The organism is Streptomyces sp. NPDC050121 (assembly GCF_044460385.1).
Classification (GTDB): domain Bacteria; phylum Actinomycetota; class Actinomycetes; order Streptomycetales; family Streptomycetaceae; genus Streptomyces; species Streptomyces soliscabiei.
In genome coordinates, this window is record NZ_JBITJV010000008.1 from 196,885 (window position 1) to 209,560 (window position 12,676).

The following is a 12,676-nucleotide window of genomic DNA, read 5'->3' on the forward strand; positions in this document are numbered from 1 at the left end:
GTCCCGTCACCCCCGCCGATGGTGGAATATTCAACCACCGCATCCGGTTGTCGGCGTCGAAGGAGGCACGAGTGGACATGACATACGAGACGACGCACGACTCCGCGTACTACGGTCACGGCACGCCGGCCGAGCGGTGGGAGCGGGCTCAGCTGTTCTTCGACGCGAAGGAGTACGCCGCCGCCGCGCGGGTCCTGGTCGGTCTGGTCGAGGAGGTGCCCGAGCAGACCGGGCCCCGGCTGCTGCTGGCCCGCGCCTACTACCACTCGGCCCAACTCCTGCGCGCCGAGAGCGAGTTGCGTGTGATCGTCGAGCGCGACCCGGTCGAGCACTACGCGCGGCTGATGCTGGGCCGCACCCTGGAGCGGCAGGGCCGACACGAGGAGGCGGGCCCGCATCTGCGCCTCGCCTCGGCGCTGGCGGGAGACTTCCCGGAGGCCTGACGCACCCCGCCCGCACAGCACCGCGACCGGAGCCGGAGCCGTGAACCGCGTGACCCCACGCGATCACGGCTCCGGCGCTCTGGACCGCCGAACACCCTGGTCCCCATACCTTCGTGGGCCACCGCTGGTACCGCTACTTCGGCGCCCGCCGGGCCGGACGGGCTCAGACGGCCGTCCGGCGCCCCCTTCGGTGCGCGATCTCCCCGAGGACGACGTCCACGACGATGAACCCGGCGAGCGGGATGCCGAGCAGCGGGACGAAGTAGCCGACCACGGCGACCGCCGCCATCAGCGGGACGAGGACGTAGGGCGGGACCTGCGCCCAGGCGCCGCGCGGGATCGGCCGGCCGAAGGCGGAGCCGCGGCCGCGCTGCCACCACATGCGGTAGCCCCACACGATCAGCAGGATCAGACAGAGCGCGAGGAGCATCAGCGCGATCTGGTTGACCAGGCCGAACAGAACGCCGGTGTGCAGGTCGATGCCCCAGCGGGTCAGCTTGGCGAGCAGCGGGTGGTCGTCGAAGCGCAGCACGTCGACGACCTTGCCGGTGGCCGGGTCGATCGCGGCCGAGTCCTGCTTCTCGGGCCAGCTGCGCTGCACCTGCTTGACCACGTACGCGGAGGAGGCGTCCGCGGGCGGGACGATCTCGACCGGGTCGCCCAGCCCCTCGGCGCGCGCGGCGCCGAGGATCTCGTCGAGGCCGACGCCGTGCTCGGCGTCCCCGCCGCTTCCGGAGGCCGCGTCGTGACCCGCGTGCTCGCCGCCGCCGACGGCCGCCGAGACCGACGGGGTGGGCTGGCCGACGGAGGTACGCAACTCGTCGATGTTGGCGCCCGCGTATGTCGACCAGGTCAGGCCGGTCGCGGACAGGAAGATGAACCCGGCCGCGGCCCACGCGCCGACCGCGCCGTGCAGGCCGAGCGTGCGGCGCCGGCCGCTCGTGCCGCGCACCTTGCGCAGGGCGCGGCGACGGGTGAACCACAGCACGAGGCCGCCGCCGGCGATCACCCACAGCCAGCTCGCGGCGAGTTCGCTGTAGAGGCGGCCGTTCTCGCCGAGATGCAGATCGCGGTGGAACTCGTCGATCCAGGTGCGCAGCGGCAGCGCGCCGGTCGCGCCGTACTGCTCCAGCGCGCCGCGCACCTTGGCGGTGTACGGGTCGACGAACACGGCGAGGGTGTGGCCGGAGTCGACTCCCTTGACGCCGGACAGCATCACCCGGGTGGTGGCGTCGTCCTGCGGGGAGGGACGGACGGCCGAGACCGTGCCCTCGGGGTGGGCCTTGCGGGCGGCGTCCACCTGCGCGGAGATGGGCAGCTTGGCGTCGCCGACGGGCACGGTCATCTCGTGGGAGTACAGGAGCTTCTCGGCCTGGAACGCGCCGGCGTACAGGAACCCGGTGGCGGCGGCGACCAGCAGGAAGGGCGCCACGAACAGGCCGGCGTAGAAGTGCAGGCGCAGGACCAGCGAGCGCAACGGGGCCCACGGGCCGCGGGACTTCGGTGCGGGGGCTGCCGGTTGCGGGGCCTCGTCCATGGTCGTCGAGGGAGCGGTGGACATCGGCGGGCTTCTCCGGGGTCAGGGGGGAGCGGGGACGGGGAGCCGAGGGCTGGGGGACGTTCTTCAGCCGGGGCGCACCAGTAGTCGCAGGAGAGCACCCCCGAGTTCCCGCGACTTCAAGTGACCTGCGTCACACGGTGGTTGTCCGTGGCATCCTGGCCCGATGGCATCTCCCAGTCCCCGCACGCCCCTTGCCGACCGGATCGAGGAACTCCTCGCCCCCGGCGGCCCGTTGCCGATCGTCACGGCCGGCGACCCGGTCCTGCGCGCGGGCGCCGTGCGCTACGACGGCCAGCTCGACCCCGCGTTGCTGGCCCGGTTCGTCGAGGCCCTGCGGGTCACCATGCACGCGGCGCCGGGCGTCGGGCTGGCCGCCCCGCAGGTCGGTGTGGGCTTGCGGATCGCGGTCATCGAGGACCCGGCGCCGGTGCCCCAGGAGGTGCGGGCGGCGCGCGGACGGGTGCCCCAGCCGTTCCGGGTCCTGGTCAACCCGGCCTACGAGCCGGTCGGTTCCGCCCCCGCCGCCTTCTTCGAGGGCTGTCTGAGCGTGCCGGGCTACCAGGCGGTGGTGAGCCGGTATGCCGAGGTCCGGTTGACCGGCCAGGACGAGCACGGCCGGCCGCTGGACGAGGTGTTCGGCGGCTGGCCCGCCCGTATCGTCCAGCACGAGACGGACCACCTCGACGGCCTGCTCTACCTCGACCGGGCCGAACTGCGGTCGCTCTGCGCCAATCAGGCGGTACTGGAGCGGTGGGCGCAGCCGACTCCGGCAGCGGCGGCGCAGGCGTTGGGCTTCGAGCTGCCGTAGGTCAGTTGTCCCGGAAGGCCTCCAGCAACCGCAGCCACACCTCGCTGATCGTGGGGTAGGACGGGACGGCGTGCCACAGGCGGGCGATCGGGACCTGGCCGACGACCGCGACCGTCGCGGAGTGGATCAGCTCGCCGACGCCCGGCCCGACGAAGGTGACGCCGCGCAGGATCTCCTCCTCCAGGTCGACGACCATCCGGGCGCGGCCCTTGTAGCCGTCGGCGTACAGGCCCGCGCCCGCCACCGAGGTCATGTCGACGTCCACGGCCCGCACCCGGTACCCGGCCTGCTCGGCCTCCGCGAGGGAGAGGCCCACCGCGGCGGCCTCGGGGTCGGTGAAGACGACCTGGGGGACGCACTCGTGGTCGGCCGTGGCGGCATGGGCGCTCCACGGTTCGGCCGCCTGGACAGGGGCGCCGGCCGCGCGGGCGACGATGGCGGCTCCCGCGACGCGCGCCTGGTACTTGCCCTGGTGGGTGAGGAGGGCGCGGTGGTTGACGTCGCCGACGGCGTAGAGCCAGTCGGTGCCGGTGACGAGCAGGCTGTCGTCGACCGTGAGCCAGGAGCCGGGTTCCAGGCCCACGGTCTCCAGGCCGAGATCGTCGGTGTGCGGGGCGCGGCCGGTGGCGAAGAGGATCTCGTCGGCCTCGATACGGTCGCCGGTGCCGGTGACGACCACGACGGCGCCGTCCGCCGTGCGGGTCACCGACTCGACCGACGCGCCGATGCGCACGTCGGCGCCGGCCTCGGTGAGCGCCTCGGCGACGAGTTCGCCGGCGAACGGCTCCATGCGGTTCAGCAGGCCCTTGCCGCGCACGAGCACGGTGACCTGTGCGCCGAGGGCCTGATAGAGGGTGGCCATCTCGGTGGCGACGACTCCGCCGCCGACCACGACGAGCCGGCCGGGCACGGCCTGCGCGCTGGTCGCCTCCCGACTGGTCCACGGCTTGACCTCGGCGAGTCCGGGCAGGTCGGGCAGGACGGCACGGGTGCCGGTGGCGACGGCGACGGCGTGCCGCGCGGTGAGCACCTTGTCCCCCACGGTCACCGTGCGCGGGCCGGTGAGGCGGCCGTGGCCGCGGTAGAGGTCGGCGCCGATGCTGTCGATCCACCGGGCGGCGCCGTCGTCCGTCCAGTCGGAGGTGTAGTAGTTGCGGTGGGCGAGGACCGCGGCCGCGTCGAGGGGGCCCTGGACCGCCTGGCGCAGGCCCGGCACGCGGCGGGCGTCGGCGCGGGCGATGACCGGGCGCAGCAGGGCCTTGCTGGGCATACACGCCCAGTAGGAGCATTCGCCGCCGACGAGTTCGCTCTCCACGATCGCGGTGGTGAGACCGGCCGCGCGGGTGCGGTCGGCGACGTTCTCCCCCACGGGCCCGGCCCCGAGCACCACGACGTCGTACACGTTGGTTTCCGTTTCCGTCATGGGCTCAGTGTGGTGGGTGGTGTGGCCGGTGACCACACGGGTAGGGGCGCGGAATAGGTTTCCGGGTCGCCGTGTTGTGCGGACGGTTTCGCCCCCCACAGGGAAGAAGGATTCAGGTCATGAGCAGCACCGTGGAGCTCACCAAGGAGAACTTCGACCAGACGGTCACGGACAACGACTTCGTCCTGATCGACTTCTGGGCGTCGTGGTGCGGGCCGTGCCGTCAGTTCGCGCCGGTGTACGAGCAGGCGGCGCAGGACAACCCCGACCTGGTGTTCGGCAAGGTGGACACCGAGGCGCAGCCGGAGCTGGCCGCGGCCTTCGGCATCCAGTCGATCCCCACGCTGATGATCGTCCGGGACCGGGTCGCCGTGTTCGCCCAGCCGGGCGCGCTGCCCGAGGCCGCCCTGACGGACGTGATCGGACAGGCGCGCAAGCTGGACATGGACGAGGTCCGCAAGGCGGTCGAGGCGCAGCAGGACGCCTCCGACAGCCAGTGACCTCCAGGGCCGGTCCGGCCCCGGGTCCGTTCTCCTAGAACGGGTACGGCGCCACGTCCCCGCGCACCGTCGTCCAGCGCACGTCGGTGAAGGCCTCCAGGTTGGCCTCGCCGCCGAAGCGGGCGCCGGTGCCGGAGGCGGCGACCCCGCCGAAGGGCGCCACGGCCTCGTCGTTCACCGTCTGGTCGTTGATGTGCACGATGCCGGTGGGGATGCGCTCGGCGAGGTCGAGGCCGCGGGCGGCGTCCCGGGTGACGATGCCGAGCGCGAGGCCGTAGGAGCTGCGCGCGGCCAGGGCCGCCGCCTCGTCCGCCGTGTGGAAGGGGCGCACCGGGGCCACCGGGCCGAAGACCTCCTCCGCGTAGGCGGGGGTGGTGTCGTCGACGCCCGCGAGGACCGTCGGCCGGTAGAAGAGGTTCTCGTGCGTGCCGCCCGCGGCGAGCTTCGCGCCGGCCGCCGTGCTGGCCTCCACCAGGCCGTGCACCTTGGCGAGTTGGCCGCCGTCGATGAGCGGGCCGAGGTGCACCTGAGCGCGGTGCGGGTCACCGACGGCGAGGGCGTCGGCCTTCGCCGCGAGCCGCTCGACGTACTCCTCGTAGAGGGAGGCGTGCACCAGGTGGCGGCCGGTGGTCATGCAGACCTGGCCCTGGTGGAAGAAGGAGCCCCAGGCGGCCGTGGAGATCACCGCGTCGAGGTCGGCGTCCGCGAGCACGATCATGGCGGAGTTGCCGCCGAGTTCGAGGTGGGCGCGCTTGAGGTGGCGTCCGGCGGCCTCGCCGACGGCGCGGCCGGCCGCGGTGGAGCCGGTGAAGGAGATCACCGGGACGTGCGGGTCGGCGACCAGGGCCGCGCCGGTCTCGGCGCCGCCCGGGAGGACGTGCAGCAGGCCCTCGGGCAGGCCCGCCTCCGCGAAGACCGCGGCCAGCGAGAGGCCGCCGCACACCGCGGTGCGCGGGTCCGGCTTGAGGACGACCGCGTTGCCGAGCGCGAGGGCGGGGGCGACGGAGCGGATCGACAGGATCAGCGGGGCGTTGAACGGGGAGATCACGCCCACCACGCCGACGGGGACCCGCCGGGTGTACGACAGCCGGGGCGCCTCGCTGGGCAGGACCTGGCCGGCCGGGCGGGAGGCGAGGGCGGCGGCCTCGTAGCACTCCTGGGCGGCGACGTGCAGTTCGAAGTCGGCCTTGCCGGGGATGGAGCCGGACTCGCGGACGATCCAGTCGCGCAGTTCGTCGGCGTGCGCGGCGAACAGGTCGCCGGCCTTGCGCAGCACTCCGGCGCGCACGAAGTGGGGAAGGCGCCCCCACTCGGCCTGTGCGGCGCGGGCGGCCTCGGCGGCCGGGCCGACGTCCGCGCCGCTCGCCAGGACGACCGTGCCCAGCGCGTCGCCGGTGGCGGGCTCGGTCACGGTGTGCTGGGGGCCCGAGAGGGGGCGGGACTGCCAGGTCTGGGGGTCGAGCAACGGCATGACGGCTCTCCGATCAGTGGACCCACGGGACTGACGGCTCGCACGGGAAAGCGGAAGTCCCGTGCGGTCGCCGCCAGTTGGGCGGCGGCGTGCGGGATGCGGTGAACCGCGCATCCCATCTGGTTGAGCGTGCAACATCCTAGTCATGTGTCCTGCCGGGGACCTGAGGACACAGCCGACGGATCATGGGTCAACTGGAGTCGCGGTGCACGACCGTGGCTGCGCACTGTTCGTGGGACACCTGGGCGGCCGTGGGGTCGCGGACCGCCTCGTCGAGCAGCCAGGCGAGGTCGCGGCCCGAGGGCAGCTCGATGCGGACGGTGCTGAGCCGGGGCCGCAGCAGCCGGCCGAGCACGAGGTCGTCGGCGCCGATCACGGCCACATCCTGCGGTACGCGTAAGCCCTCGTCCTGCAGGGCGCGCATCAGCAGCATGGCGTACTCGTCGTTGTAGGCGAACACGGCGTCCAGGCCGAGGCCCCGCCACCGGGCGGCGAGGGCGGCCGCGGACTCCTCCGTGTAGACGAGCGGCAGCTCGGCGACGGTGGCGTCGGTGCCGTGCAGGGCCGCGCGGGCGCCGGCGAGTCGGGGCGTGGAGAACACCTCCATGCCGGGCTCCTCGGGGACGACCACACCAATCCGGCGGCGGCCGCGGGCGTACAGGTGTGTGGCGGCGCTGTGGCCGACGTCGGCGTGGTCGAGGCGCACCGAGCGGGCGCCCTCGACGGCCACGGGGCTGAGGGTCACCACGGCCCGGGCGCCGGACCGCTTGAGGACGGCGACCCCCTCCGGGCCGATGCCGGGGGTGGGCACCAGCACGGCGACGGGCCGCAGTTCGGCCCAGGCGCGGGCGGCGGCGTCGCCGTGCAGACCGGTGGTGCCGTACTGGACGACGGTGTAGTCGAGGCGGCTGAGCGCCCCCTGGAAGTCGTGCACGAACTGGCTGTAGAGGTGGCCGGCCGGGACGGGCAGGGTGGGCATCAGGACCATCCTGCTGTGTCCGGCGCGCAGGGTGCGGGCGGCAGCGTGCGGCACGTAGCCGAGTTCCTTGGCGGCTTCTTGAACACGGCGGCGGGTGGGCTCGCTGATCCGTACGGCACTGGTGTTGTTCAGGACGTAGGAGACGGTCGCGCGCGAGACGCCGGCCAGGCGGGCCACGTCGGCGCTGGTGGGCACGGGGCGGGGCGCCGGCGACTTCGTCGGCGCGGGCGTGTTCGGTATCTGCACCATGACGTACGGCATCTTGGCAGAAGCCGTGGGCGGGGTTCCGGGCGGGGGACGTCGAAATGCGAGGGGCCGCCGCCGACCAGAGTTGACCGGTCGTGTCCTCTTCGGCTCACGCCGGGATCGACGTCACCCGGTCGACCAGGTCGCTCCAGCCGGCCTCGAGCCGCGCCGGCGGCAGCCCGCACTGCCGGGTCAGGTGGTGGACGAGAACGGGGTTGAGGTACCCCATCAGCGTGTGGGCGAGCAGTTCGGCGTCCGCGTCGGGCACCGCCTGCCGCAGCAGCATCATCAGGTGACTGTGGTGGACACGGCGCACGGGCACGGAGTAGCGGCGCTCCGGGCTGGGCTCGGCGGCGAGCTGCAGGTCCAGCTCGTCGACGGCGCGCCGCAGCAGGGCAACGCCGAAGGCCCTCAGCCGCTCCACGGGCGGCGCGCCCGGCCCCAACGGCGCGGGGCCGCTCAGGAACGCGGCCTGGAACATCTTCTCGGAGTGGTCCAGCAGCGCGGTGAGCAGTCCGGTGCGGTCGCCGAAGCGGCGGAACACGGTGCCCTTGCCCACGTTCGCGGCCGTCGCCACCGCTTCCATCGTGACTCCGGCGGCCCCGTGCTCGGCGATCAGCCGCGCGGCGGCACACAGCAGCCTGGCCCGGTTGCGGGCCGCGTCGGCGCGCAGGCACGGCTCGTCGTCCGGCGAACCGAGTTGCAGCAGCTCGGGCTCGCCAGTGGTCTCCTCGGGATCCGGACAGGGCGGCAGCAGGGCGGACATGAACTCAGCGTAAAGCACCGGGAATGAAACTGGACCGCGGTCCGGTTGGGGTGCTAGAACATTAAACGGACCTCGGTCCGGATTCCTAACAGCAATGTTTCAGCCTCTGGGAGTACCCATGTCTGTCCGCATCCTCGCGCTCGTCGGCAGCCTCCGCGCCGGTTCGACCAACCGCCAGCTCGCCGAGGCGGCCGTCAAGGTCGCTCCCGAGGGCGCCGAGGTCGACCTCTTCGAGGGCCTGGCCGAGATCCCCTTCTACAACGAGGACCTCGACGTCGAAGGCAGCGTCCCGGCCACCGCCGCCAAGCTGCGTGAGGCCGCCCAGGCCGCCGACGCCTTCCTGCTCTTCTCCCCCGAGTACAACGGCACCATCCCGGCCGTCCTGAAGAACGCCATCGACTGGCTGTCGCGCCCCTACGGCGCCGGCGCCTTCGGCGGCAAGCCCGTCGCCGTGGTCGGCACCGCGTTCGGCCAGTTCGGCGGCGTATGGGCGCAGGACGAGGCCCGCAAGGCCGTGGGCATCGCCGGCGGCAAGGTCATCGAGGACCTGAAGCTGTCCATCCCGGGCTCCCTGACCCGCTTCGCCGAGACCCACCCGGTCGACGACACCGAGGTCGCCGCCCAGCTGACCGAGGTCGTGGCCCGGCTGCACGGGCACGCGGGCGAGGTCGCGGCCGCCTGAATGCGCTGACGCCACGCGGCACTCAGGCACGAACGGGGTCCGGAGCGGTTTTCCGGGCCCCGCTGACGTTGCGCGGCCTTCGGACCTGCCCGGCACCACCGGCAGCCGCCGGTCGCCTCGCCGCCGTCGACCGCGAATGTCGGTCAAACTGCAGACGTTTTCCGGTCATGTCTGATAGGGGTGGGGAGATGCGCACCCTTTATCGACGACTGCTCGACCTGATGCCCCGTGCCGGCGTCCGGGTGACCGATCTCGGGCCGGGTACGGCGGTGGTCTCGCGGGGCGGCGGCCCGTACGAGGCGACCCGTGCGGACAAGGACACCTGGGTGCTGCGGCGGACGGGAGACGGCGCGCGGGCCGGGGTCGCCCGGGGCGCCGCCGTGCGGCTGGGCGACACCGCCACCCTGCTCCTCATGGACGCTCCGGAGCGGCTCGACGAGCGCAGACTGCAGCTGGCGGCCGCCGAATACCTCTGCACCCAGCACGTCGCCGCGATGCTGGAGCTCTACGGTGTGAACTGCGTCTTCGACGTCGGCGCCAACACCGGCCAGTACGCCAAGCGGCTGCGCGGGCTCGGCTACACCGGCCGGATCGTGTCCTTCGAGCCGACGTCCGAGACCTTCGCCCGGCTGGAGAAGGCCGCCGCGCACGACCCCGACTGGCACGTGTACCGGTGCGGGCTGGGCCGCGAGGAGACGACGGCGGAGATCCACGTCGGCTGGCAGACGATGAACTCCCTGCTGTCGGCGAGCGACTACGGCAAGGGCCGCTACAGCCGGTTCGCGAAGGCCGAAACCGAGGAGATCCGCGTCCGCCGGCTGGCGGAGGTCATGGACGAGGCGCTGGAGGGCCTCGCCGAACCGCGCCCCTACCTGAAGATGGACACCCAGGGCTATGACCTGGAGGTGTTCGCCGGGGCCGGGGAGCGGATCGCGGAGTTCGCGGGGATGCAGTCCGAGGTCGCCGTGCTGAAGCTGTACGAGGGCAGCCCCGGCATGGGCGAGGCCGTCGCGGTGTACGAGGCCGCCGGGTTCGGCATCACCGGCATGTACCCCGTGACCCGCGAGGCGACCACCGGCCGGGTGATCGAGTTCGACTGCGTGCTGATGCGCGCGGACGCGGCGCCTCCGCCGTAGAACCGTCCCGCAGGGCCCCGGTCTCGGGCTCCGCCGCGGCCTCTCCCGCTGCCTCCTGGCGGTTGGCGGCCCGCAGGCTGGTGAGCGTCGTGACCGCGAGGACCAGCACGATGCAGCCCAGGGAGAACGGGATGCCGATCTCCGGGACGAGGGCGAACAGCACGTCGGTGGAGCCGATCGCCAGCATCACGACCAGCATCGGGGTCATGACCCGCTCGCCGTTCTGCTCGGCCCATGGTCAGGACAGGCCAGGACGACCCAGACGACCGTCCAGATGCCGGCCTCCCCGACCGAGACGTCCGGTTTGTTCCTTTCCATCCCGCGTAAGTGAACAAAGGGTCATGGCCTGGCAAGCTGCGCGGGTGGAGACGGGCGTCACCCGCCGAACGGCGGGCAGGTTCCGCCGTACGGCGGCGCCCACCAGGACGGCGGATGCGCCGATCATGAGCCGTACGAGCCGCCGCGCATCCGCGTTTCGCGTGAGGAGAAGCCCATGACGTACGTGCCGCCGCCCTTCGACCCCGAACTCGCCGCCGCCCTGGAACTGATCAAGGAGATGATCCAACCGGGGATGGCCCCCGAGGACATCGAGGTCATCCGGCAGGGACCGGGGATCGAACTGCTCGCCGAGCTCGACCTGACCGCGGACGGCGCCTTCGAGGTCGAGGACCGCACGGTGCCCGGCCCCGAGGGCGCCGCCGAGATCTCGCTGCTGATCTGCCGGCCCACCTCGCCGGCCCCCGACCGGCCGCGTCCGGTCGTCTACCACGTGCACGGCGGCGGCATGGTCCTGGGCAACAACCGGGTCGGGGTGGACGTCGCCCTCGACTGGGCGCGGGAACTGGACATGGTGGTGGTGTCCGTGGAGTACCGGCTGGCGCCCGAACACCCGCATCCGGCGCCCGTCGAGGACGTGTACGCCGGTCTGCTGTGGACGGCGGAGCACGCCAAGGAACTGGGCGGAGACCCGGAGCGGATCGTGATCGCCGGAGCGAGTGCGGGCGGCGGCCTCAGCGCGGCACTCGCCCTGCTGCTGCGCGACCGGGGCGGCCCGCGGCCGCTCGGCCAGATGCTGATGTGCCCCATGCTGGACGACCGCAACGACACCCCCTCCAGCCACCAGATGGCGGGCCTCGGCGTCTGGGACCGCACGGCCAACGAGACCGGGTGGGGCGCCCTGCTCGGCGAGCGGCGCGGCGGACCGGACGTCTCTCCGTACGCGGCGCCGGCCCGCGCCGAGGACCTGTCCGGGCTGCCCCCGGCCTTCCTCGACGTGGGCTCCGCCGAGACCTTCCGGGACGAGGTCGTCGCCTACGCCACCCGGATCTGGCAGGCCGGCGGGATCGCGGAACTCCACGTCTGGCCGGGCGGTTTCCACGGCTTCGACGGCTTCGCGCCGCAGGCCGCGCTGTCCCGGTCGGCCCGCGCGGCCCACCTGGACTGGCTGCGCAGGCTGCTCGCCGAGTGACTCCCGCGGGCGGCCCGGCCGCCGGTACCGGGTGCGGATCCGAGGCGGTCCGTTCCTCGGCGGGCCCGCGTGGCGCATCATGGCCGTATGAAAGAGCTGGCCGGGCGCCTGACGGCGCTGGACCCGGACGCCGGAGCCGCCGTGCAGGTCATCGCCTACTTCGACCGGCTCGCCGAGTCGCGGGCCGGAGTGGAGGCGCTGGTGCGCGGGGCCGCGGTGCTGGCCGGGGTGCCCGCGCGGCTCGTCGACGCCGACCGGCGGGTGCGGATCCGGGTGGAGGCCGACGGCGCCCGCCGGGACACGGACCTGCCGCCGGACCCGGCCTGGCCGTCCACCGGTCTGACGCCCGACGGCGCTCCCGCGCTGTGGCTGGAACGCACCGGCGCCGTGCCCAGCGTCGTGGACGCGGTGATCCTGGAACGGGCGGCCGGCGCGGCACGTCTGGTCCTCGACCGCACGCGCGGACGGGCCCCGCTCGACGATCCCGCGCTCGTCGAGACCCTCCTCGACGCCACGGCCGCCGAGCCGGCCCGGCGGCATGCGGCCCGCCGGCTGGGCCTCGACCCCGCCGCACCGGCCCGCGCGCTGGCCACCCCAGGCGGCCGGCCCCGGGTGCTGCCCGCGGACGCCCGGGACGCGGTGCCCGCCGGCCGGGCCGGTGTCGGGCCCGCCGTGCCGGTGCCGGACCTGCCCCGCTCCTGGGCCGCGGCCCGCACCGCGCTCCGCTTCACCGCGGACGGCACCGCGCAGGATCCCGGGCCCCGGGTCGTGTACGCCGACGAGCTCGGCGGCGTCGCCCTGCTGGCCGACCTCGTCGTGCCGGGTGCCGAGCCGCCGCCGGACGTCCACGCGGTCGAGGCGGCCGCCGCGGACGCCCCCTGGCTGCTCGCCACCCTGTATGCCGTCACCGCCACGGCGAGTCTGCGGGCGGCGGCCGTCGAGGCGAACGTCCACCACTCCACCCTCCAGGACCGGCTGGTGCACGCCGAGCATCTGCTGGGGTGGCCGGTGCGCACACCCCAGGGCCGGCTGCGGCTGCACCTCGCGCTGACGATGCAGCGGCTGGCGCGGCCGTAGCGGCGCTCCTGCGAGGGCGAGGCGGCCGCAGGGGGCGTTCAACCGATCGGTTGAACGGGGATTCGACCGTACGCCCGTCATCCGCGCCGTCCGGACGACGCGGACCGGCCGTCGGG

12 protein-coding genes and 1 pseudogene are annotated in these 12,676 nt (G+C 73.7%); 7 read left to right on the plus strand and 6 right to left on the minus strand.

Annotated elements, in window-relative coordinates; translation table 11 throughout:
• Positions 1–77 precede the first annotated feature (77 nt).
• Entirely contained in the window at positions 78–443 is a 366-nt protein-coding gene (locus tag ACIBTS_RS15030) for a tetratricopeptide repeat protein (RefSeq protein ID WP_319671624.1), read from the plus strand.
• A gap of 163 nt (positions 444–606) precedes the next feature.
• Here the strand turns inward: ACIBTS_RS15030 and ACIBTS_RS15035 are convergent, their stop codons facing one another.
• Positions 607–2,004: a PepSY-associated TM helix domain-containing protein gene (locus ACIBTS_RS15035; RefSeq protein ID WP_399319530.1), complete on the minus strand. Its 1,398-nt coding sequence runs from the start codon at positions 2,002–2,004 to the stop codon at positions 607–609.
• Between the two features lie 163 nt (positions 2,005–2,167).
• On the opposite strand from ACIBTS_RS15035, the gene ACIBTS_RS15040 reads away from it, so the two are divergent.
• The gene (locus ACIBTS_RS15040; RefSeq protein ID WP_399319531.1) at positions 2,168–2,812 is read left to right on the plus strand and encodes a peptide deformylase; all 645 of its coding nucleotides are present in this window, start codon (positions 2,168–2,170) and stop codon (positions 2,810–2,812) included.
• A 1-nt stretch (position 2,813) separates the two neighbouring features.
• Here ACIBTS_RS15040 and ACIBTS_RS15045 read toward each other — a convergent pair whose 3' ends face one another.
• The gene (locus tag ACIBTS_RS15045; protein ID WP_399319533.1) at positions 2,814–4,235 is read right to left on the minus strand and encodes a dihydrolipoyl dehydrogenase family protein; all 1,422 of its coding nucleotides are present in this window, start codon (positions 4,233–4,235) and stop codon (positions 2,814–2,816) included.
• A 119-nt stretch (positions 4,236–4,354) separates the two neighbouring features.
• Here ACIBTS_RS15045 and trxA point away from each other — a divergent pair, with 119 nt between their 5' ends.
• Positions 4,355–4,735, plus strand: a complete 381-nt coding sequence (gene trxA, locus ACIBTS_RS15050; RefSeq protein WP_399319534.1) for a thioredoxin — start codon at positions 4,355–4,357, stop codon at positions 4,733–4,735.
• Between the two features lie 34 nt (positions 4,736–4,769).
• Here trxA and ACIBTS_RS15055 read toward each other — a convergent pair whose 3' ends face one another.
• The 3 genes from ACIBTS_RS15055 to ACIBTS_RS15065 all read right to left on the minus strand — a co-directional run bounded on the left by ACIBTS_RS15055 (position 4,770) and on the right by ACIBTS_RS15065 (position 8,197).
• Positions 4,770–6,206 carry an aldehyde dehydrogenase family protein gene (locus tag ACIBTS_RS15055; RefSeq protein ID WP_399319536.1) on the minus strand — a complete coding sequence of 479 codons (1,437 nt, stop codon included), beginning with the start codon at positions 6,204–6,206 and terminating at the stop codon, positions 4,770–4,772.
• A gap of 190 nt (positions 6,207–6,396) precedes the next feature.
• Positions 6,397–7,446 carry a LacI family DNA-binding transcriptional regulator gene (locus ACIBTS_RS15060; RefSeq protein ID WP_399319538.1) on the minus strand — a complete coding sequence of 350 codons (1,050 nt, stop codon included), beginning with the start codon at positions 7,444–7,446 and terminating at the stop codon, positions 6,397–6,399.
• A 94-nt stretch (positions 7,447–7,540) separates the two neighbouring features.
• The gene (locus ACIBTS_RS15065) at positions 7,541–8,197 is read right to left on the minus strand and encodes a TetR/AcrR family transcriptional regulator (RefSeq protein ID WP_399319540.1); all 657 of its coding nucleotides are present in this window, start codon (positions 8,195–8,197) and stop codon (positions 7,541–7,543) included.
• A gap of 118 nt (positions 8,198–8,315) precedes the next feature.
• On the opposite strand from ACIBTS_RS15065, the gene ACIBTS_RS15070 reads away from it, so the two are divergent.
• A complete protein-coding gene (locus ACIBTS_RS15070) occupies positions 8,316–8,879 on the plus strand; it encodes an NADPH-dependent FMN reductase (protein WP_399319542.1) in 564 nt (187 codons plus the stop codon).
• 188 nt (positions 8,880–9,067) lie between these two features.
• On the plus strand, positions 9,068–10,015 hold the full coding sequence (locus tag ACIBTS_RS15075; protein WP_399319543.1) for an FkbM family methyltransferase: 948 nt from the start codon (positions 9,068–9,070) through the stop codon (positions 10,013–10,015).
• 19 nt (positions 10,016–10,034) lie between these two features.
• Here the strand turns inward: ACIBTS_RS15075 and ACIBTS_RS15080 are convergent.
• Positions 10,035–10,250 (minus strand): annotated as a pseudogene (locus ACIBTS_RS15080) (hypothetical protein); the annotation flags it as partial.
• A gap of 258 nt (positions 10,251–10,508) precedes the next feature.
• Here ACIBTS_RS15080 and ACIBTS_RS15085 point away from each other — a divergent pair.
• Complete coding sequence (locus ACIBTS_RS15085; RefSeq protein ID WP_319674238.1) at positions 10,509–11,483, plus strand: alpha/beta hydrolase; 975 nt, start codon at positions 10,509–10,511, stop codon at positions 11,481–11,483.
• 87 nt (positions 11,484–11,570) lie between these two features.
• Complete coding sequence (locus ACIBTS_RS15090; protein ID WP_399319545.1) at positions 11,571–12,560, plus strand: helix-turn-helix domain-containing protein; 990 nt, start codon at positions 11,571–11,573, stop codon at positions 12,558–12,560.
• Positions 12,561–12,676 lie beyond the last annotated feature (116 nt).

What these genes read in the sequence shown, in the direction of transcription:
- ACIBTS_RS15030 (WP_319671624.1), top strand. Translation starts at nt 78, where the DNA reads ATGACATACGAGACGACGCACGACTCCGCGTACTACGGTCACGGCACG.
- ACIBTS_RS15035 (WP_399319530.1), bottom strand. Translation starts at nt 2,004, where the DNA reads ATGTCCACCGCTCCCTCGACGACCATGGACGAGGCCCCGCAACCGGCA.
- ACIBTS_RS15040 (WP_399319531.1), top strand. Translation starts at nt 2,168, where the DNA reads ATGGCATCTCCCAGTCCCCGCACGCCCCTTGCCGACCGGATCGAGGAA.
- ACIBTS_RS15045 (WP_399319533.1), bottom strand. Translation starts at nt 4,235, where the DNA reads ATGACGGAAACGGAAACCAACGTGTACGACGTCGTGGTGCTCGGGGCC.
- trxA (WP_399319534.1), top strand. Translation starts at nt 4,355, where the DNA reads ATGAGCAGCACCGTGGAGCTCACCAAGGAGAACTTCGACCAGACGGTC.
- ACIBTS_RS15055 (WP_399319536.1), bottom strand. Translation starts at nt 6,206, where the DNA reads ATGCCGTTGCTCGACCCCCAGACCTGGCAGTCCCGCCCCCTCTCGGGC.
- ACIBTS_RS15060 (WP_399319538.1), bottom strand. Translation starts at nt 7,446, where the DNA reads ATGCCGTACGTCATGGTGCAGATACCGAACACGCCCGCGCCGACGAAG.
- ACIBTS_RS15065 (WP_399319540.1), bottom strand. Translation starts at nt 8,197, where the DNA reads ATGTCCGCCCTGCTGCCGCCCTGTCCGGATCCCGAGGAGACCACTGGC.
- ACIBTS_RS15070 (WP_399319542.1), top strand. Translation starts at nt 8,316, where the DNA reads ATGTCTGTCCGCATCCTCGCGCTCGTCGGCAGCCTCCGCGCCGGTTCG.
- ACIBTS_RS15075 (WP_399319543.1), top strand. Translation starts at nt 9,068, where the DNA reads ATGCGCACCCTTTATCGACGACTGCTCGACCTGATGCCCCGTGCCGGC.
- ACIBTS_RS15085 (WP_319674238.1), top strand. Translation starts at nt 10,509, where the DNA reads ATGACGTACGTGCCGCCGCCCTTCGACCCCGAACTCGCCGCCGCCCTG.
- ACIBTS_RS15090 (WP_399319545.1), top strand. Translation starts at nt 11,571, where the DNA reads ATGAAAGAGCTGGCCGGGCGCCTGACGGCGCTGGACCCGGACGCCGGA.